The following is a 21,386-nucleotide window of genomic DNA, read 5'->3' on the forward strand; positions in this document are numbered from 1 at the left end:
CATGAAGGTGATGTTGATTCAACCTCCCAGCAGTACTTCCTTTATGGACAAAGTATATATGTATGAACCCCTTGGATTGGAGTACCTTGGGGCAGGCCTTAAAGAAGATGGTCATGAGGTTTTGCTTTTGGATGCTCGAATAGAACCTGACATTGAAGTCGTTTTTCGGTCCTTTCAGCCGGACATCGTAGGAATAACAGGCTATACTAGCCACTTAACCATCATTAAAAATATGGCTATTCGGTTTAAAGAGATCAACTCGGAGGTATATATTATTATTGGGGGGCATCATGCCACAGTAAGGCCTAAGGATTATAATGTTGAAGGGATTGATTTAGTAGTAGTAGGAGAAGGGGTTTTCACCCTTCGAGAGGTTATTAAACATCGGCAGCTGCAACAATCACTAGATGATATACCGGGCTTGGCGATCCCTGGAATTGAAATGAAGTTTACCAAGGATCGCCCCTATACGAACCTCGACGACTTGCCTTTTCCTGATCGTTCACTTACTGCCCAATATAGGGAATTATATTTTAGCGATTGGATGAAACCCTTAGCCTCAATTCGGACATCTTTGGGATGTTTTGGTCGGTGCAATTTTTGTGCACTCTGGTCGATTACTGGAGGTAAGTATTTACAACGTCAACCGGAAAGAATCGTCGAAGAGTTACAAAACATTCAAGAAGATTACGTTTTCTTCTGTGACGATGAATCCATGTGCGATACTCGAAGAATGGATAATTTGGCCGATTTAATCCGAGAGTCAGGAATACGAAAAAAGTATTTTCTTTATGGCCGTGTCGATACAATTGTCAAGAACCCAGACCTTTTTGCCAAATGGAAAGAAATTGGTTTAACACAAGTTTTTGTAGGCTTTGAAAGCTTTTCAGATACTCGGCTTAAGGAATTAAATAAAGAAATCACTGTAGAACAACAAAAACAAGCGGTTAAGATTTTAAACGATCTTAAAGTAGATATCTATGCAGCGTTTGTGATCGATCCATCCTTCACCCGTCAAGAATTCAACCAATTAATCGACTATGTCACAAAGCTCAATGTATCCTATGCTGCCCTTTCAATTCTTACTCCCTTACCAGGAACGAAGCTATTTGAGCAAACCGAACATCAGCTTATAGCGAAAGACCCTGAATTCTTTGACTTTATGCATACCGTCTTGCCAACGACCTTGCCCTTAGAAGAGTTCTACAGTGAATATGCCAGGACAATTATGAAATCCACTCCTACTCTGCGCTATCTTAAATACATTTCGAAATTCAACTGGAAGAGAAGGTTGCCAATCATGAAGGATCTCCTAGGTGTTGTGAAAGACGTTCGCGAAGGTTATAAGTGGCATCTATCTTAACTTTGTTTTCGAAAAATAGTTTTCTTAAGAAAGTTAGTAAATGAGAATGAGTACAAATTTATGATGCATAAGACTAACAGAGGATAGTGCATCAGGTAATTTCATACTTGAAAGGTAATGAAGTAGTAGATCTAAATAATAAAACTTGCAGGAGGCGGTTGCGACGAATCGTTTGGTTCTAATCTTATTTGGAATTTCAGTATTCTTTTCGGGCCTAACCTATCTTTTAGGGCGAGTATCACCACGAATAAAGAGTGTCAAATATTTACCGGCCCTACTGTGCTTACTCGGTGGTATGTATTATCTGTACTTGGCTAAGACTGTGCATAGTGGAGCTGGTTTTGAGGATCTTGCAAATGTGGTCATGTCAATGATGTTTCTGATAGGCTTTGCTTCGGGGGCAGTTACGGGTTTAATTCTAGATATTTCTCCTAAGTTTAAATCATAGGCTTGATAATTTTATATAAAAATATCTTAAAAACCTCTTTACATTGACGTTGCGTAAAGGTGTATAGTTCATTTCAGGAGGTGATCACGTGGAATACACGGTGCAAAAATTAAGTCGTTTGGCAGGCGTCAGCACTCGTACTCTGAGATATTATGATGAGATAGGAATTCTTAAGCCGGCGAGAATTAATTCATCAAGGTATCGCATTTATGGCCAAGCTGAAGTTGATCGTTTACAACAGATTCTTTTTTATCGAGAGTTAGGTGTAGGCTTGCCGAGTATTAAAGATATAGTAACGGCCCCTTCTTTCGACGGAACAAAAGCACTGAGAGAACATCGTGAAAAACTTCTTGAAAAAAGAGAGCAGTTGGATGCGTTGATTGCCAATGTTGACAAAACCATTGCGCTAACTGAAGGAGGAATTACCATGTCGGATAAAGAAAAGTTTGAAGGCTTTAAGCAAAAGCTCGTGGATGACAATGAAGCAAAGTATGGCAAGGAAATCCGCGAAAAATATGGGGATGAGACGGTTAATAAGTCTAATCAAAAAATGAAAGAGATGGCTCAAGAACAATACGACGAAATGACGAAGCTTGCTACAGAGGTTAACGACACCCTTTACGCTGCGTTTAAAACAGGCGATCCGGCTGGAGAGCTCGCTCAAAAAACTGCAGATCTCCATCGTCAGTGGCTATGCCATTCTTGGGATAGCTATTCAAAAGAAGCCCATGCTGGACTTGCCCAAATGTATGTAGATGATCCGAGATTTACGGCATACTATGACGAGAAGCAACCGGGCGCTGCAGAATTTCTAAGAGATGCCATCTTCATTTATACGGGAAAGAAATAAGCTGAACGAACTGCAAGTTAAAGGCTACGCATAAATGCGTAGCCGTTTTTTATCTTAAGAAAGTTACATACTTCTGGATCACGACACCTTGCCATCCATGGCGGTGTTACAACCTCGAACATCCAAGCAAATTCTTTTTAGTTAAGGAAAATCTAATAATTGGTTTTCAAATACTTAAAGTCCCATATTAACATGGAACAAGAGAGATCACGTGAAAGGACGAAATAAATAAATGATGATCATAAAAATTTTTTAGGGAAGATTTCCGCTTGGGGTCCTCCTGTTCGAGTCAGGGGCATCGCCAATTGCTTAACGTCAACCAATTTTTCTTTTGCTAGAAGGGTTGCTGAGGATTCGATTTTTTAGAATTATCTTGACTTAGTATCTCAAATAGTTTAGCCTATAGTAGTATTGGTTAAGAAAGGGTGACTATTAAAAAAATGCGCTACTAATTCTTGTTCACACAAAGATTCTTGTTAATATGACGAGTAATTTTTTCGGATAGGATTAGTATGAGCATTTTTAATAGATAATTGGGTTGCTTTGAGGAAAGGTTTTTGGCCTTTTCGTGCTATGCCGTGTTAAGGGTAGGCAACTCACTTCAATTATTAAGGTGTTTCTGCCTCCTGTCCAAAAATGGATAGGGGGCTTTTATGTTAAATTTAATCCGTAATCGGTTAGTGCAAGCGATTTTAGGATCTGTGTTATTTTTACAAATTGGAATCTGGGTGCGTAATTTTGCTGTGTTACTCTTTGTCATGGAACAAACGAATGGGGATGCGTTTGCCATCTCTATGATTTCCGTGGCAGAATATGCGCCGATGTTGATTTTCTCGTTTATCGGCGGAACCTTTGCGGACCGTTGGCGTCCTAAGAGAACAATGATCTGGTGTGATGTTCTCAGTGCAGTGTCAGTGTTTGCTGTTTTGCTCACCTTGGTATTGGGTACTTGGAAAGCCGTTTTTTTCACGACAATCATTTCGGCAATCTTATCCCAGTTTTCTATGCCTTCAGGTATGAAGCTGATAAAGGAAAATCTGCCAGCCGAGCAAATACAACCAGTAATGTCAATTTATCAGACGATCTTTACTATCTTTATGATTCTTGGACCAATTCTTGGCACCTTTGTCTATCAGAAGTTTGGAATTATGATCTCCATTGGTGTAATGGGCCTGGCCTTTTTACTATCGGCGGGTACCTTGACATTTCTGCCTCCAGATCGTATGAACGTAGTAGAAAAGACCGGCACAACCCTTCGTCAGGAAATGATGGAAGGAATTCGATATGTATTGGGGAAGAAAATCTTGACACTCTTAGGCTTGTGCTTTTTGGCTGCTGGCTTGGGAGGGGGACTTGTTCAACCTTTAGGAATCTTTCTGGTCACAGAACGGCTTGGCTTGCCAAAAGAGAGTTTGCAATGGCTCTTGACCTTTAACGGAATAGGGATGCTTATAGGTGGAATCATCGTTATGATTTTTGCTAAAGCCATTGCTCCACAAAAACTCTTGGCCTTCGGGATGTTCATCGCTGCAATCTGTATAGCAATTAGTGGACTTTCGACGATCCCATGGTTGACATATCTAATAAATTTATTCATGGGACTAGTGCTTCCGTGCATTATGATCGGAATTAACATGATGATGATGCAAAATTCCGAAAGTCAGTTTATTGGCCGAGTGAATGGGATTCTGATGCCCTTGTATACCGGAGCTATGGTTTTGTCGATGAGTGTAGCAGGACTGCTTAAAGAAACCTTTTCTTTAGTTGCTATGTATGAAGCAGCAGGAGTACTATATATTATTGGATTGTTGTTTCTGTTGCCGTTATTTAAAATGGAGGGTGATAAACCTCATTTTGAACGTGGATGAAAGATTCTTAGAAGGAGAGCCCGCATGGACCTGCTTAAAATGCCTGGCGTTGTTTATTGTGAATTTAAGAAAAAATCATATATTATCCGGCAAGGGGAAAAGGTTGACTCGATATATTATTTAGTCAGTGGTACCTGCTATCGGACAGCCATCACAGAAAAAGGGGACGAAATCATTTATGGTGTTAAAGAATCAAATAATAACCTGATTTACTCTTTATTGGGGGTCCTAGTTTTATATAGTGATGGAATTAGCACGAATCAATTTGTTGCTAGAAGCAATTGTTGTTGCTATAAGATTCCTAAAGAAGTATTTTTCCAATATGTACAAGATAAACCCGAAATTTTAACTCAAATGCTATATATGGCCATGTGGGAGCTGCGAGAATTAGCAGGCTCCTTTCAAGCTAGGCAAGAAGGCAAGGTTGCCAATCGCCTATGTAATCTTTTGTTGAAGAATGCTCAAACTAACCAAGGAAAACGATTGATTGATAAAGGGTATAGTAATTCGGAAATTAGCCGATTCTTAGGTATCCATAAAGTTACGGTGGCACGAATTCTAAGAGTATTAAAGGAGGAAGGTATTATAGATAAACAAAAAGAAGGTATTATCATCCTGGATGAAAAACGATTGGAAAACTACGCGAAAGCTGAAAAGATGATGGATTACTAGAATTATTGCCTATTACTAACAGATCTTCGAATATATAGAAGCTATGGAGTTTAAATTCCATAGCTTCTATCGATTTTTCCACCTTAATATCCAACTCAGACTTTGGGCAATCCGCTAAGGATGGGCAGCCGGTATGAGGATGGAAATTTCAAAGAGGGGCCAAATGTTGCACCGGTGCAACATTTGGTTTTAACTCCAGGTGCACGGTTTTAGACGCCAAAGGCTGTTTTTTCATGCACATTATTTATTAAAGACACTACCCGTAAACCCTTGCAAAATCTAGACTTTTCGATAAATCAGCAAGCCCTAGTTATAGCCATAAATCCTTAAGACGCAAATCTCTTTTATACGGTTCTTATAGAAAATTTGTCTTTCGAGGTAGCAATGGGTGTTGTAGTATTGGAGTCATAATCTCTAAGTTAGATGTCTGAAATATTATTTGACTGGTCGTTGGGAATAGAATAAAAACGTTAACATAGGTTATCGTTTTTATTTAGGTTTTGCTGGTAAGATTGGCTTAACTGATAGATGGTATTAGTAATACTGATAGTTTGGAGGGCGGGATTTTCATAGAGAGATTGTATCGAATTAGCGAAGAAGGATATTAACTACAGTATAATTTATATTTTTTGCAAAAGGATGTGATTAAAATTACAAGTACAAATGCAAAGCCTAAAAAAACAAACAATATTCTATATTATGTCCACTGTGTGATTGGTATTATTATAATGTTCGGTTTTGGGATGTTAGAGCCCTTTACTCCGGTGACTCCAGTAGGCATGCAAGTCTTAGGGATCTTTATCGGTGTAATTTATTTGTGGTCTTTTGTCGGTATCTTATGGCCCAGCTTATTAGGTTTGATTGCATTAGGAGTATCTGATTATGCAACTATGCCAGAGGTTCTACTTAAATCCTTTGGTGATACGGTCCCTATCTTAGTGTTTTTCGCTATGATCCTCTTTGGCGCAATTCAGCACCACGGTATTACAAATTATATTAGCAGATGGTTTTTAACCAGAAAAGTTATCAATGGAAGGCCTGTCGTATTTAGCTTTATCTTTATATATACTACTTATGTTTTGGCAGCTCTTTCAGCTAATATTTTGCCAGCCTTGCTTTTGATGTGGGCGATTCTTTATGGCGTACTTGAAAATGTTGGTTATAAGAAGGGTGACGCATACGCTTCAATTATGGTTATTGGTACTATGTTTGGGGCTATCTCAGGTCAAGCTGCGAAACCATTTACTGGGTCAGCCCTAATGGTTGTAGCCTCTTTTGAAAAGGTGTCTAAAATGAAGCTCGATTATTTGCCTTATATGCTATTTGGTTTAGTTATGTCCACCTTGGCCATTATAGTATTTAGCTTATTGATTAAATTTGTATTCAAACCGGATATGAGCAGAATTGCTAATATTAATACAGAGCAATTTGAGAAAGAAAAGCTACCAGCAATGGATTTGCGACAAAAAATATTATTTGGATGTTTGTTTGGTTACCTAGGATTAATTCTCTTGCCAAGTATTTTACCCAAGACCATTAGCTTTGTTGCTTTAATCAATAAGATAGGGCCTTGGGGGGTTGTCATTGGGTTTATTGTAGGATTAAGTCTGTTTAAAATCAATAATAAACCAATTATCGATTTTAAAGAGATCACTGGGCGTTATGTTACTTGGGATGTCTATTTCTTGGTAGCAATGGCTATGGTTATCTCTGGTGCCTTAACTCAAGATGCGACGGGTATTAAGCCATTTTTAGTCGAAGTATTAAATCCCTTACTGGGAAATCGTTCGCCAATCGTCTTTACAACAATCCTCATCATCTTTTCGATGATAATTACTAATGTTGCCAACAATGGGGTAATGGGTGTCTTATTAATGCCCATTGTATACTCTTTCTCCTTACAAAATGGCACCAATCCGATGGCGGTCGCGACAGCACTAACCTTTGCCTTGCATATAGCAATTTTGACACCAGCCGCTTCTCCTTATGCAGCTATTTTATATGGCAACAAAGATTGGGTGGAAGCGAAGGATGTTAGTAAATATGGATCGATTATTGTTGTCACCATGCTCGCGTTATATGTAATTGTAGGTTTTCCACTATCAAATTTCATTTTTTAGTATTTAAGTCAAACGAAATTTTAAGGAGCGATTACTTATGACAGTGAAATTTAAAGAGTTCGAACACATCATTAGCGAGCAGTTTCGCACTGAAGAAGCTTTCTTAGCGGAATACCAAAAAGGAGACTACTCCTTTAGTAACCCTTATGTCAAGCTAAATCCTTATCTCATTGCACCATTAACAGCTCTTATTATGTTCAAAACACCAGAGCCTACAGATGTAACCATTACGGTTAAAGGAAAAGAAACTGCTGGAGATATCACCTTTGAAATCAAAACAGCTACTGAGCATATGATTCCTGTCTATGGCCTTTATGCAGATTATGCGAACCAAGTGGAGTTAGTTTTGACTAATGGGGAGAAAACCGTTGTAACAATTCAAACCGAAGCGGCGCCTGATTCAGTCAAATTGCCAAGCAAAATAGAAACCACCCCTGAATACTTCGGAGACAATATGATGTTTGTCAGTCCCACCTCTCCTGCAAGCACTGCTGCCTATGACTATAAAGGGGATGCTCGCTGGTATGGTACCCTAAATACGGCTTTCGATATTAAGCGGGTAAAAAACGGCCGCTTATTGCTGGGGACGCATCGTTTGGTTACCCCTCCTTACCATGTTACAGGTCTCTATGAAATGGGGATGATTGGTAAAATATATAAAGAATATCGACTTCCAAGTGGTTATCATCATGACCAATTTGAAATGGAAGATGGCAATATCCTCATCTTAACTCAGGACTTACCCAGAGGGACTGTGGAGGATATGTGCGTCTTAGTAGATCGTAAAACTGGCCAGATTCTGAAAAGCTGGGATTACCAAAAAGTATTACCGCAAAATGTTGCGGGATCGGGGAGTCATTCCAGCCATGATTGGTTCCACAATAATGCGGTCTGGTATGACAAAAAGACAAATTCCTTAACGTTATCCGGACGCCATCAAGATGCCATCATTAACTTAGATTATGAGACAGGTGCTTTGAACTGGGTTATCGGTGACCCTCAAGGCTGGCCTCAAGAACTCGTGGATAAATACTTCTTTACTCCAGTAGGGGACGGTGAATTTGACTGGCAATATGAACAGCACGCTTGTGTCGTATTACCCGATGGAGATATTTTTGTCTTCGACAATGGACATTGGAGATCTAAGGTTAAGGAAAACTATGTGGCGGCCAAAGACAACTTCTCCCGTGGAGTAAGATATCGAATTGATACCGAAAGAATGGAAATTGAGCAAGTCTGGCAGTATGGTAAAGAGAGAGGCGCTGAATTCTTCTCGACGTACATTTGTAATGTGGAGTACTATGCTGAAGGTCACTATTTAGTGCACTCTGGAGGTATCGGTTACTTGAATGGCGAGCCTAGTAATAGGCCACCTGTACAGTATACAGGCAAAGATAAAGAAAATACGATCTTTAATTCCATTACTGTCGAGCTAAAAGATGATGTTGTAATGTACGAAATGCAAATACCGGCTAACTACTATCGTGCTGAAAAATTAAAGCTATATTGTGCTGAAGATGTCTTGACTCTCGGCAAAGGAGAATTACTGGGAACCCTAGGCGTGACTGAAGAGTTCTTAACGATCCCACCAGCCGAGGAAGCAGGCTTGGTTCCTCAGCTATACAATGTTAAAATCGGTCTCGAAGAAGATAGAGTTATATTTAAAGCAACCTTTGAGAAAGGTCAAATGGTTCTGCTTCAGTTCGAAGGAGATACAACTCAAAGTTACTTTGTCCCCACAACCAAACGCCCATTCTTAGCAATGTGTGTGGGTACGTTCCTCGAAAGCGATGATAGGGCCGTTGAATTCCCAGTCAGCAGAGAAGGGTTAACAGGTGAATTTAAAATTACCTTAATTATTGATGAGAATAAATTCGAAACTGGTCTAACTGTTCAACTCTAAGAGAACGGCTTTAATTGCTATGAAGTGCCTCTTTTCCTAACTCATAAGGGACTGAGGTACTTCTAAGTTTATGATCCATGTAGTTCGCAGACTTTAAAATTACTGACAGGAAAAGGGCGCAAAATATGTTAGCTTAGGCTATACCCTCCTTTTCCCTACGCTGTTAAAATAATATTTAGGCGATAATTTGCGGACGACCATATTATTTTTGGAGGGAAGACAATGATTCAGTATGATGTAGCAATCATCGGTGCGGGTCCGGCTGGAATGACCGCAGCTATATATGCAGCAAGAGCAAATTTGAAGGTATTACTTTTAGATAAATTGGCCCCAGGGGGGCAAATTGTTAATACCTTTGAAATCCAAAACTATACTGGAATGGGAACCATTAATGGCGCGGAATTAGCTATTAAAATGTTTGAACATACCCAAGAGTTGGAGGTTGCCTTTGATTATGGCACAGTAATAGACATTCAAGCAGAAGGCAACTTAAAAAAACTAATTTGTGAAGAAGGCCACTCTTATGAGGCTAAAGCTGTTATTATTGCCACTGGTACTAAGCCAAGAACTCTTGGGGTACCTGGTGAAGATAAGTTTACGGGAACGAGTATCAGCTGGTGCGCTATTTGTGATGGAGCACAGTATCATAACAAAAAGGTAATCGTCACCGGCGGTGGCAATTGTGCCGTTGAAGAAGCCCTCTATTTAGCAGGTTTGGCAGAGGAAGTGACCATTGTAACGTTATTTAATTTAACCGCTGACCCGGTAGCTTGTTCTAAATTAAGAGCAATGTCCAATGTCAGAATTTATGAGTTTTATGATATTCTTGAATTCTTGGGGGAAGACAAATTCGAGGGACTAAGGGCCAAATCGACGGTAACTAGTGAAGAGATCACCGTGCACGCAGACGGCGCTTTTGAATATATCGGGCTAGAACCGAAAGCGGAGGCGTTTAGAGGCTTAGGAATTTTAAATGAGCAAGGGTACATCGAGACGGATTCATACATGGCGACCAAAGCATCGGGTATTTATAGTGCAGGCGATATTACGAGTAAGCACATGAGACAGGTTATTACCGCGTGCAGTGATGGGGCTATTGCAGCACAAGCGGTTGCAAAATATATTGAAAACTTACACTGAACTCGTCCGCATAGTAGAAAGGAAATCTCGCTTAAAGAGAGCAGGAGTTTAATAGTTACTTAATTAAGCGTCGCTCCCACCATCGTATGTACCGTGGGTATATAGCAGTTCAACAGGAATTAATGCACTAATTTTGGAGTCAAAGAATCGTTCAAAAATGAAGGAGAGATAAGTAAAATGGCGGTTGCAGTCAGAGAAATTAACGGGGTGGAATTAGAGCAATTAATTGCTGAAGGTAAGGTTTTAGCTGATTTCTATTCAAAGGTTTGCGGACCTTGTAAAATGTTAAGCTTTGTTTTAAATGATGTTGCCAAAAATGTAGATAATGTAGAGATTGTAAAATTAGATTTTGACGAAAATAAAGAAACGGTAGAGAAATACGGTGTAGTGGGCTATCCGACATTGATTCTTTTCAACAATGGTCAGGAAGTAGAGCGGTTAAAAGGATTACAACAAAAACCAATTATCCAGCGAATGATTGAAAGATAATCCCAATTTTTGTGAACTGGTTCAGCTAAAGCTGAACATCGAGACTTCGGTGGGGGAGTCTACCTCCTTTGCGCCAAGTGTTCCTATTGGGAAAGGCGCTCGGCGATACTCTATCCTACGCCGGTAGGCATTCCTATTGGGACCACGGCTTCGGCGATACTCTCCACCGGAGACTATCGTCACTGAAGTAGAACAAGGAACACCCATTTAAAGTGGGAGTCTCGGAATTGGTAAATGAAATAACCCCTTGGGATTAATTGATATAATCACAAGGGGTTATTTCATTCTTCTTAATTAAAAAATATCGTGGATGTTAAGACCGAATTAGCTAACAGGACTTAAGAGAACGGTTACATTACTGGTAAAACAAGGTATAATATATTAAAGATACTTGTAACACATTAGTGCAGTCTTTTATACTAGTGTTACCCTTTCGATAGCGAATTAATTTGGAGGCATTAAAATGATTACTGAAATCTATCCCAATATTTTCAAAAACGAAATACCTCTCCCTAAAAATCCTTTAAAGGCTATCAACAGTTACGTCATTATATCTGATAACAAGAATTTGATTATAGATACAGGATTTAACACTGCAGAATGCCAAAGTGAGTTAATGCGCGGCCTAGAAGAGCTAAACATCGACCTAAATAAAACGGATCTCTTTATAACCCATATGCATACTGATCACTCAGGTCTGGCACCTATGCTTAGAAAGCAGGGAGTACATGCAATTTATTTTAGCAAGATTGATGGAGAAATTTTCAATCAAGCTTCCCAAAAGAATGTATTTTTTAAAGTTCTTAACAAACTATTAGGGTTTGAAAGCGAAAGCGTATCTAAGTTTGGCAAAGAGTTTGGGGTTAGAGAGACTGAGCTTCTTGAATTCAACCCATTATATGAAGGGGAAAAATTAGATATTGGAGATTATAGTTTCGAAGTAGTGGATATTCCAGGGCACACGCCAGGCCACATCGGTTTGTATGAGAAAAAGCATAAACTGTTTTTTTCAGGAGACCATATATTGGATGAAATAACCCCGAATATAACCTTTTGGGGATTCGAACAGGATATTTTAGCGACCTATTTCAAGAGCTTAAATAAGGTATTTGAGTATGAAATCGATTATTTGTTTACGGCTCATAGAACCATTATCAGGGATCATCGCAAAAGAATTACTGAGCTTCTGAGTCATCATGAAGAACGCCTCAATGAGATTAGGGGCATATTAAGAGATGGTGGAAAGACACCTGTTGAAATGGCAGCAACTATGCACTGGGATTTGAGTCATAAGAAATGGGCTGACTTCCCTTTTTCACAGAAATGGTTCGCTTCGGGAGAGGCATTATCTCACTTAGAGCATCTGGTACATATTGGAGTCGTCGAGCGGATAACTAAAGCAGAGGCGCTCCTTTACGAACTTAAATAATAAATCGCCATTCATTGAGAGGTAAACCGATACTCTCGATACTAAGATAGCAGTTAACGGTGTTTGGCTAATGAGATGGAGACTGGCATTTGTCGGTTTCCATTCTTAGTTTTAAAGGATATTAGCTGTAAATAGCGAAATAATATATTATTCTTAGTATAATGAAGAATTCTGTAGAAAAAAGGATCCGACTCGAGGAGGGAACAAGTTGAGGCCAGAGATTATTCAGAAACTTAGCGAAATTGTTGGAAAAGACAACTTATATACAGAGTTGGAAGATTTGTATTGTTATACCTACGACGCTTCATTTGTTAAGGCGGATTTTAAGAAGGATTTGGCGGGCGTAGCTGTGTATCCAAGTAACACCGAAGAAGTAGTACAGATAATCAAGCTGGCTAATCAAGAGATGATTCCGGTAGTTCCACGGGGGGCCGGAACAAATGTTAGCGGGGGAACTATTTCTGTAGGGGATTGTATTATCTTGGTTCTTAAAAGAATGAACAAAATACTTGAGATTGACGGCAAAAATTTAATTGCTGTGGTGGAACCCGGCGTCATTACTGGCCAGTTACAGTGCGAAGTTGAGCGAATAGGCCTGTTTTATCCCCCAGATCCCGCCAGCCAGGCCTTTTCAACAATGGGCGGCAATGTGGCCGAATGTGCAGGAGGACCGCGTGGCGTGAAATATGGAGTCACTCGAGACTATGTAATTGGGCTCGAGGTAGTACTTCCCACAGGGGAAGTTATTAATACCGGTGGAAGAACAATTAAAAATGTGACCGGGTATGATATGACAAAGTTATTTACCGGTTCAGAGGGGACCTTATGTGTCATAACTAAAATCATCGTTAAACTTATTCCGTTACCAGAAGCTAAGAGCACTATGATGGCAGTTTTTCCTGAGATTGTTCAAGCCTGTGAAACGGTATCAGAAATCATTGCCACGGGACTAGTTCCCTGTTCACTCGAATTGTTGGACAACATTTACATTAGAAATATTGAGGAATATGCTAAAGTTGGGCTGCCCACAGAGGCGGGTGCCGTGCTCTTAATCGAAGTTGATGGGGACTCGGAAATATTGGCGAAACAGATTGGAAAGATAGAAAAAATCTGCAGTAGATTAGGAGCAGTCCAGATCAGGGTTGCCAAGACTAAAGAGGAAGCAGAAGAATTGTGGCGCGCGCGCCGCTCGGCCTTCGCAGCCGTGTCGAGGTTAAGGCCGACCATTATCGGTGAAGATGCGACGGTTCCGCGCAGCAGTATTCCGGCAGCTGTGAACCGTATTCAAGAAATAGCGACTAAATATAACATTATTGTTGCGATACTGGGACATGCCGGAGATGGCAACTTGCATGCCACCATCCTTACTGATGAGACGGATCAGGAAGAGATGGCAAGGGTCGAAAAGGCTATCGACGAGATCTTTATAGCTACCGTAGAACTGGGTGGATCATTAAGCGGTGAGCATGGTATAGGGCGGGCGAAATCCAAATTCATTACAATTCAGACTGGGGAGGCTGGACTGGAAGTTCAACGTCAAATTAAACAAGCACTTGATCCTAATAATATCTTAAACCCTGGCGTAATGTTTGGAGCGTGATGAAATGGATCGTTCATTAGAGTCTTGGCAAAAAGAAGTTATCCGATGTATTCGTTGCGGTGCCTGCCAAAATGTCTGTCCTGTTTTTAAAGAGTTGCAGGCAGAATCCACAGTCGCCAGAGGGCGAGTTAAGCTCATTCGAGGAGTCATAAGTAAAGACTTAGATTTAACGGAGGGTTTTATTGACAAGATGTCGTTGTGCTTAATGTGCAAGGCCTGCGTTGTGAACTGTCCGAGTGGAGTGAAAGTTGACAAGCTAGTAGAAGCGGCCCGTAAGGAGATCGCAGAGAAGAAAGGACTTTCTCCGCTTAAGAATCTAATCTTTCGCTTAGTTTTGAAAAACCGTTGGGTATTTAACACGGGAATGAGGACCGGACGAATTTTTCAAGGCTTAGTCTTCCGCAAAGGGCCTAATGGGCAAGGAATGCTGCCAAGAATGTCCTTGGGAATAGACAAGAGAAGACTCCTTTCTCCTCTCGCTCAAAAACCGTTTAAAAGCATGTATCCCGAAGTGGTTAAAGTCCCTGAAGCAACCATGAGGGTATCTTTTTTTACGGGGTGCATGATCAACTATATTTATACAGATACCGGTCGGGCAGTTATCAACGTCCTTAATCAAAACGGAGTGGAAGTTGTAATTCCTTCTCTCCAAAACTGTTGTGGTACTCCTGTTCGGATTAATGGGGACTACGAAACTGCTAAAACAATGGCGAGGGCAAATATAGATGTTTTCCTGAAAGAAAAGGTTGATGCTGTTGTCGTGGCTTGTGGCACGTGTGGTTTAAGCCTGAAGGAAGAGTATGCTGAGTTACTTGAGGATGATCCGAGCTATGTTGAAAAGGCCAAGAAGCTTGGGTCCATGGTCAAGGATTTCACAGAACTGGTGGTTTCTTTGGAGGGATTTGAGGGCAAAATGGGTCGGTTACCAGTTAAGGTCACTTACCACGATCCTTGTCACCTCGTCAGAGGGTTGAAGGTTAAAGAACAACCCAGACAGATTATCAGAAGTATTCCTGGCGTGATTTTTGAAGAAATGACTAAAGTGGATACCTGCTGTGGCAGTGGGGGTTCTTTCAGCTTATATCACTACGAACTTTCGACTAAAATCAATGACCATAAAGTGGAATCTATTCATCAAACTGGGGCAGAGATATTGGCTACAGGGTGCTCTGCCTGTCGAATGCATATCGCGGACGGTCTGAATCGCCAAGGGAATCCAGTAAAGGTGATGCATACCGCGCAACTATTGGAAATGGCTTATCGGGCCAGAGAGAATCCGGCCCTGTAAAACATGATAAAGGTTAAGGGAGGAAAAACCTTGAATAGCTTTAAACTTGCCTATGGTAAAGAAATCTTGTCTTTTGAAGTACCATCTGCAGTAAAGATTCAGGAGATTGAAGCGAAAGCCAGTCAGCCAATAATAGATATAGAAGAGGCTGTGCGCCAGGCAGTGGCTCATCCCCTAGGCACGGTTCCCCTGATAGAGGTGGTGAAACCTGGAGACAAAGTGGTAATTGTGGTTAGCGACATTACTCGGCTTTGGGTTAGGGCGGATGTTCTTTTACCTATCTTACTGGATGTCCTAAATGAGGCTGGTGTTCCAGATAAGGATATCTCCATCGTCACGGCAACTGGTGATCATCGTTTGCAGACGGTTGAAGAACACACGGCCATTTGTGGTGCAAAGGTCTTGGATAGAGTTCCAATTTACGATCATGAGTGTAATGCCCCTGATTTAGTTGATTTAGGTTTATCCAAACAGGGCACCCCTATCAAAGTTAATCGTCGGGTATGGGAAGCGGACAAGGTAATACTTACCGGAGGAATAGCCTATCATTTGCTGGCAGGTTTTGGTGGCGGACGTAAGTCGATTGCTCCTGGAGTCTGTGGCTACGAAATGATCCAGAAAAACCATGCTTTGGCGCTTAAAGAAGCAGGGCCCTCAGGACTTAATCCAAACATTCAGACCGGAAAAATGGAAGGCAATCCAGTTGCAGAGGATATGTTAGAAATCGCTCGTCTAGTAGGCGTAGATTTCATCCTTAATGTCGTTGTCAACGAGAAGAAGGAGTTTGTCTATATTGCGGCGGGTGAGTTACATCAGGCTCATTTAGCGGGGTGCAGGGTTACTGAAGAAATCTTCGGCATTGAGATCAAAGAAAAAGCTGATTTGGTTATTGTTTCAAGCGGTGGGTATCCTAAAGATATTCAACTTTACCAATCAATTAAAGCCTTAGATAATGCTACTTACGCTGTGAAAGAGGGTGGCGTTATTATCCTGGTTAGTGAATGCTCAGATGGGATAGGTTCTCAACCTTTTCAGGATTATTTTAAATATGGCGAGGTAGAGGATATGAGTGCTAGGCTCCATGCTGATTTTACTATGCCTGGTTTTGTAAGTTTGAGAACAGCGAGCATTTGCCGAAAGACACCAGTTATTTTGATTAGTTCTCTACCAGAAGATGTGGTAAAACTGGTGAAGATGGTTCCCGCCCATTCTCCAGCAGAGGCATGGCAATTAGCGACCCAAATGCTTGGTCAGCAACCTGAATCCATCTATGTAATGCCTCACGGTGGAAATACCTTTCCGATTATGAGCTAGGGCATAATATTTCTAAATGGTATTGAATTTATGGTATAGGGGTGTTATTATCATATAAACCGTTGAAGGGGAAGTAAAACCGCATGACCAACCTCACAGAGAGTCGAGTAAGGTGGAAGCTCGGCAGGTAATGGAGCGGGTAAATGGGCCCCAGAGGGTGGAACGAAAAAGCTCAGGCTTTAGTAGTTACCAACGCAGAGCCAGCGTTATTGGGCTAAGGGTGTGTTGGCACTCTGCATGAGGGGATGCATTATTATTTGTGCATTAACTAAGGTGGTACCGCAGATTAACGTCTGTCCTTATTTTAAGGATAGACGTTTTATTTTTATCTTCACCGTTCTGTTTGTAAGAATAGAACATGCAGTTGCCAGAAATATTAAATTAGAAGAGAGGTATTATAATGAAAAAGCAATTGGCAAGAATGATGATTTCCGTAATAATGACCATAACCTTATTGATTTCTTTAACCGCCTGCTCACCAAGTAAAACTGAAACTCCCGATAAGACTTCAGCAAAGAAGACTATCGGTATCGTCCAAATTGTAGAACATCCCTCATTGAATACTATCAAAGAATCTATTGTCAATCAGTTACAGGAGAAAGGTTTTAAAGATGGTGAGACTATTTCAATAGATTATCAGAATGCCCAAGGTGATCAGTCTACGCTAAAGACAATCGTCACTAAATTTGTAAACAATAAATATGACCTTATCATCGCTATTGCTACACCCTCAGCACAGGCTGCTGTAAGTCAAACAAAGGATATTCCCGTGCTTTTCGCGGCTTGTGCTGATCCTTTGGGATCAGGAGTCGTGACTAATCTTGAAAAACCAGGCGGTAATGTAACGGGTACCTCAAATGCTGTTTCTGCTGAGAAAATAATGGAGTTGGCCAAGCGGATCACCCCGAATTTTGAAACCATTGGCGCATTATACAATTCAAGTGAAACCAATTCTCTATCTGTAATTAAGAATCTAAAAGAGTATGCTAGTAAAAATAATCTAACGATTATTGAATCGACCGTGACCAGTTCCGCTGATGTACAGCAGGCGGTCACATCTCTGGTAGGTAAAGTCGATGTTCTCTTCTCACCCAATGATAACACAGTTGCTTCTGCGATGCCTTTAGTAGCCCAAATTGCCAATAACGCCAAGCTGCCTGTATATGTGGCAGCCGATTCAATGGTTAAGGATGGGGGGCTGGCAACCTACGGTATAGACTATACTGTGCTTGGGAAAGAGACTGCCGACATGGCTGTAGAGATCTTAAATGGAAAGAACCCTGGGGATATTCCAGTCATGACCATGTCTGATATGCAGATTTATGCCAATAAAGACACAGCAAAGGCTATCGGAATTAATCTGCCGGATGATGTGTTAAAAGAGGCAGCTCAGATTTTCGGGAATTAAGGAAATTAAACTGCCTAAATAGTGGTGTAAAGAATAAGGGGCCTTCCAAACTTCAAGATGAAGCATGGAAGGCCTTTGCATTCAAATAATAATGCAATTGCTTCTTATACCAGCAAATACTTCGAACGCACTTCTTCATTTTCGGCTAACTCATCTACGGTACCTTCAAAGCGTACCTGTCCTCGTTCAAGAACATAACACCTATCGGCTAATTTTAAAGCAGATTTGAGGTTTTGTTCGGCTAAAAGAATCGATATCCCGGTTGAACGAAGCTGAATAATTTGTTCTTCCAATTCCTTTACGATTAAAGGCGCTAGACCTTCGGTAGGTTCATCTAAAATCAGAAGCTCTGGATTTCCAAGTAAGGCCCTGGCAATACTTAACATTTGCTGTTCTCCTCCGCTTAAGTTCCCACCCCGTCGGTTTTCTGTTCTTTTGAGTACAGGAAATAACTCGTGGACTTTGGCCAAATTCCAAACCCCTGTTTTGATGCCATCGGCAATCTCGAGATTTTCACGTACAGACAAGTCTGCAAAAATCCTGCGGTCATCAGGGACAAAGCTAATCCCTAATTTAACCATCCGCTTAGTAGGGGTTTTCGCAATGTCTTGTCCTTTAAAATAGATTTGTCCGGATTTTGGCTGGGTAATTCCAATAATACTCTTGAGAGTCGTTGTCTTTCCGACCCCGTTACGACCAAGTAAGGATACGACCTCTCCTTGATTGACCTTTAAAGATAAACCAAACAGAACATGGCTTAATCCGTAGTAGGTATGAATGTCTCTAACGTCTAACATCATCCAGTTTCCCCCAAATAGGCATTTTGCACAGATTTATCATTTCTGATGTCTTGTGGCAGACCTTGAGCAATTGTTTTACCTTGGTGAAGTACCATAATTTTTTGGGCAACATCAAAAACTAATTCCATATCGTGTTCAGTAAGCAGTATTGTAAGGCCTTTTTCACGAGATAAGTGCTTAATAAGATTGACAATTCTGCGGGTTTCTTCTGATGACATTCCAGCTGTAGGCTCATCTAATAGAAGGAGTTCAGGTTTGCTCCCCAAGGCAATGGCAATTTCTAGGACTTTTTGGTCCCCATAAGATAAAGCACTGCACGAACGATCTTTAAAATCAAACAATCCGAAACTGTCCAGAATTTCCAATGTCTCTTCAATAAAAAGTTTTTTTGCAGGTCTGAAAAAGTTTTGATCTAAGCGATGTTTAGCAATGACTGAAGCTTGCACATTTTCAAAAACCGTAAGACTTGAGAAAATATTGATCAATTGAAAGGACCTGGCCATTCCTCTATGGCAGATTTTATAGGGAGCCATACTCGTGATTTCTTTACCTTGAAATCGGATATGGCCGGAGTCCGCCTGCAAGTGTCCAGTTATTAAATTAAATAACGTGGATTTTCCTGCGCCATTAGGACCAATAACTGCTACAACTTCACCCTTTGGAACCAAAAGGTTAGCATCTGAAATGGCTTGAAATCCATCGAACGATTTCTTGAGCTGTTCAACCTGAAGCATATTAATATTCTCCTCTCTTATCCTGGCTTTTGTTATAAATCTCCATAAGATAACCAAGAATACCTTGAGGCAAGAACAATACCAGAAGGAGTAACAGCAGTCCAAGGACAAGAAGCCAGTACTCTGTGTACAGACCAACAACCATAGATAAAAGGACTAAAATACCTGCACCCAACATTGGACCCATAAAAACAGTGAGTCCACCCATTAAACACATAATCAGAACCTCTGCCGATTCGCTCCAAAATAAAAGAGAAGGGGCAACAGAGCGTTCAACTAAGACAAATAAGACACCTGCAATTCCTGCAAAGAATCCGGCAATTACAAAGGCTGTCAAGCGATGCCTTTTGACATTGACACCAACACTTTCAGAGCGAACAGGGTTATCACGAGTAGCAAGTAACATGAGTCCAAAAGGGGATTTGGTGATTATATATAGAATTATTAAAGAAATGACTAGAATTAAAAGAGTTGCATAATAGACAGAATTGATTGAGGTAAGGAATTCCGGAACAGGTATTGCATGAATTCCGTTATCTCCATTGGTTAGTGCATTCCAGCGGTAGACAATGGCCCAAACCAATTGACCTAGTGCCAGTGTAAGCATACCGAAATACAGGCCTCTTAAACGTACACAAAACCATCCGATTACAAAGGCTATGAGAGCAGCAACCAGGGGGGCGAGCAAGACGGCAATAGCAAATGGCCATGAAGTTTTGGTTGTAACGATCGCCACTGTATAGGCGCCCACTCCGAAAAAAACGCCATGGTGGAGATGAAGCAGTCCACCGTATCCCAGAACCAAATTCAAACTTGTGGCGAGTAAAGCCGTTGTAAAAACAGTGGCTAGCAAGTAGACATAATATTGGGTTAGAAACTCTGGGGCTAGCAAAAGAACTATAATGCCGACTGCTGCTATACCCAGGCCTAGATAGGTATTAAACTTTCCCTTCGGATTTTCAATTAACTTAAAATTATTCGTGGACATATCTGTGTTCCTTTCTCTACCAGGCAGATTTTAGTAAACCAGAAGGTCGTAGGATAAGCAGAACACCCGCTATAATATAAGGAATTATAATAGCAACTCCAGGGATAAATAATATCCCAAAGGCCTCCCCAACTCCCATAATAATTGAACTAATGAGTGCGCCCCATATATTGCCCAGGCCACCTACTACCACGATTAAGAAGGCATAAATGATAATACTGGCATCCATACCCATGGAGATGGTGGTTGTTGGAGCAATTAAAGCTCCCCCCAGACCGGCAAGCCACCCACCTAGCGCAAAAACCATGGCAAATACCTTGGTACTGTTAATACCTAAGACATCCACCATTTCGCGGTCCGTAGCTGTTGCACGACAAATCTTACCTAGATTAGTTTGGGATAAGAAGAACCACAAACCGAGTGCAACAACAGGTCCGACAACCAGCAAGAAAGCATTATACCAGGGAAGAGAAGCCCCCCATAGATTAAAGGAACCCCTTAAAGCTTCAGGAATATGCATAGATTTATATTCTGTTCCCCAAATTATTTTGACCAGATCCCCCGCGATAAGCACAAGAGAATAAGTCAATAGCATCTGTATTAAATGATCCCTGTTATAGATAAATCTGAGCAACCCGCGTTCGATCACCAAACTAATGAACATGACTGCGATAGGGGCAACCAGCAGGGCTAACCAAAAGCCATAAGGACCTTGCCCAAATAGAGTTGAGACTGAATAAGCAATAAATGCACCTACCATATAAAGTGCACCGTGAGCAAAATTAGTAATTCTTAGGACCCCAAAGATGAGAGTGAGTCCTGCAGAAACAATAAAGAAAATCATTCCGCGACTTAGTCCAATGAAAAACTGACTAGCGAGTGTAGCAAAATCCATGGGTTAATCTCCCCCGTCATTAATGATTGCATAAATGGACGGTACCTAGCAGCACCGCCCATTATTTATCCCGTTAT

General features: G+C 40.9%; 17 protein-coding genes and 1 other annotated feature. Of the genes, 13 read left to right on the forward strand and 4 right to left on the reverse strand.

All coding sequences use genetic code 11. The annotated features are described in order from the left end of the window. The first annotated feature begins 1 nt into the window (after position 1). The 13 genes from M8E35_RS04880 to M8E35_RS04940 all read left to right on the forward strand — a co-directional run bounded on the left by M8E35_RS04880 (position 2) and on the right by M8E35_RS04940 (position 17,892). Positions 2-1,363, forward strand: coding sequence for a B12-binding domain-containing radical SAM protein (locus tag M8E35_RS04880; protein ID WP_252467663.1), 1,362 nt, complete (start codon positions 2-4; stop codon positions 1,361-1,363). A 536-nt stretch (positions 1,364-1,899) separates the two neighbouring features. Next, positions 1,900-2,661 carry a MerR family transcriptional regulator gene (locus tag M8E35_RS04885; protein ID WP_252467664.1) on the forward strand — a complete coding sequence of 254 codons (762 nt, stop codon included), beginning with the start codon at positions 1,900-1,902 and terminating at the stop codon, positions 2,659-2,661. Positions 2,662-3,314: 653 nt separating this feature from the next. Continuing rightward, the gene (locus M8E35_RS04890) at positions 3,315-4,529 is read left to right on the forward strand and encodes an MFS transporter (protein ID WP_252467665.1); all 1,215 of its coding nucleotides are present in this window, start codon (positions 3,315-3,317) and stop codon (positions 4,527-4,529) included. A 24-nt stretch (positions 4,530-4,553) separates the two neighbouring features. After that, complete coding sequence (locus M8E35_RS04895; protein WP_252467666.1) at positions 4,554-5,201, forward strand: Crp/Fnr family transcriptional regulator; 648 nt, start codon at positions 4,554-4,556, stop codon at positions 5,199-5,201. Between the two features lie 728 nt (positions 5,202-5,929). Next, positions 5,930-7,321 (forward strand): SLC13 family permease, encoded by a 1,392-nt coding sequence (locus tag M8E35_RS04900; RefSeq protein WP_252467667.1) that lies wholly within the window; start codon positions 5,930-5,932, stop codon positions 7,319-7,321. Positions 7,322-7,358: 37 nt separating this feature from the next. After that, positions 7,359-9,224 carry an aryl-sulfate sulfotransferase gene (locus M8E35_RS04905; protein WP_252467669.1) on the forward strand — a complete coding sequence of 622 codons (1,866 nt, stop codon included), beginning with the start codon at positions 7,359-7,361 and terminating at the stop codon, positions 9,222-9,224. A gap of 222 nt (positions 9,225-9,446) precedes the next feature. After that, positions 9,447-10,364, forward strand: a complete 918-nt coding sequence (locus M8E35_RS04910; RefSeq protein ID WP_252467671.1) for an NAD(P)/FAD-dependent oxidoreductase — start codon at positions 9,447-9,449, stop codon at positions 10,362-10,364. Between the two features lie 177 nt (positions 10,365-10,541). Beyond that, entirely contained in the window at positions 10,542-10,853 is a 312-nt protein-coding gene (locus M8E35_RS04915; protein WP_252467672.1) for a thioredoxin domain-containing protein, read from the forward strand. A gap of 463 nt (positions 10,854-11,316) precedes the next feature. Continuing rightward, complete coding sequence (locus M8E35_RS04920) at positions 11,317-12,282, forward strand: MBL fold metallo-hydrolase (protein WP_252467673.1); 966 nt, start codon at positions 11,317-11,319, stop codon at positions 12,280-12,282. Positions 12,283-12,490: 208 nt separating this feature from the next. Then, on the forward strand, positions 12,491-13,882 hold the full coding sequence (locus M8E35_RS04925; protein WP_252467674.1) for an FAD-binding oxidoreductase: 1,392 nt from the start codon (positions 12,491-12,493) through the stop codon (positions 13,880-13,882). Between the two features lie 4 nt (positions 13,883-13,886). After that, entirely contained in the window at positions 13,887-15,170 is a 1,284-nt protein-coding gene (locus tag M8E35_RS04930) for a (Fe-S)-binding protein (RefSeq protein ID WP_252467675.1), read from the forward strand. 30 nt (positions 15,171-15,200) lie between these two features. Beyond that, positions 15,201-16,484, forward strand: coding sequence for an NPN-dependent 2-hydroxyacid racemase, LarAH10 family (larAH10, locus tag M8E35_RS04935; RefSeq protein WP_252467676.1), 1,284 nt, complete (start codon positions 15,201-15,203; stop codon positions 16,482-16,484). 53 nt (positions 16,485-16,537) lie between these two features. Further along, positions 16,538-16,788 (forward strand) — a binding site (T-box leader). 96 nt (positions 16,789-16,884) lie between these two features. Continuing rightward, positions 16,885-17,892 (forward strand): ABC transporter substrate-binding protein, encoded by a 1,008-nt coding sequence (locus M8E35_RS04940; RefSeq protein ID WP_252467677.1) that lies wholly within the window; start codon positions 16,885-16,887, stop codon positions 17,890-17,892. Positions 17,893-17,996: 104 nt separating this feature from the next. Here M8E35_RS04940 and M8E35_RS04945 read toward each other — a convergent pair whose 3' ends face one another. The 4 genes from M8E35_RS04945 to M8E35_RS04960 are packed head-to-tail and all read right to left on the reverse strand — an operon-like array spanning position 17,997 to position 21,309. After that, positions 17,997-18,692: an ABC transporter ATP-binding protein gene (locus tag M8E35_RS04945; RefSeq protein ID WP_252467678.1), complete on the reverse strand. Its 696-nt coding sequence runs from the start codon at positions 18,690-18,692 to the stop codon at positions 17,997-17,999. Beyond that, positions 18,689-19,426, reverse strand: coding sequence for an ABC transporter ATP-binding protein (locus tag M8E35_RS04950; protein ID WP_229249910.1), 738 nt, complete (start codon positions 19,424-19,426; stop codon positions 18,689-18,691). The genes M8E35_RS04945 and M8E35_RS04950 overlap by 4 nt, the downstream gene beginning before the upstream one ends. Position 19,427: 1 nt before the next feature. Beyond that, positions 19,428-20,414, reverse strand: a complete 987-nt coding sequence (locus M8E35_RS04955; protein WP_252467679.1) for a branched-chain amino acid ABC transporter permease — start codon at positions 20,412-20,414, stop codon at positions 19,428-19,430. 16 nt (positions 20,415-20,430) lie between these two features. Then, on the reverse strand, positions 20,431-21,309 hold the full coding sequence (locus M8E35_RS04960; RefSeq protein WP_252467680.1) for a branched-chain amino acid ABC transporter permease: 879 nt from the start codon (positions 21,307-21,309) through the stop codon (positions 20,431-20,433). Positions 21,310-21,386: the final 77 nt, after the last annotated feature.

The sequence above is a fragment of the Desulfosporosinus nitroreducens genome, from assembly GCF_023897015.1.
Taxonomy (GTDB): domain Bacteria; phylum Bacillota; class Desulfitobacteriia; order Desulfitobacteriales; family Desulfitobacteriaceae; genus Desulfosporosinus; species Desulfosporosinus nitroreducens.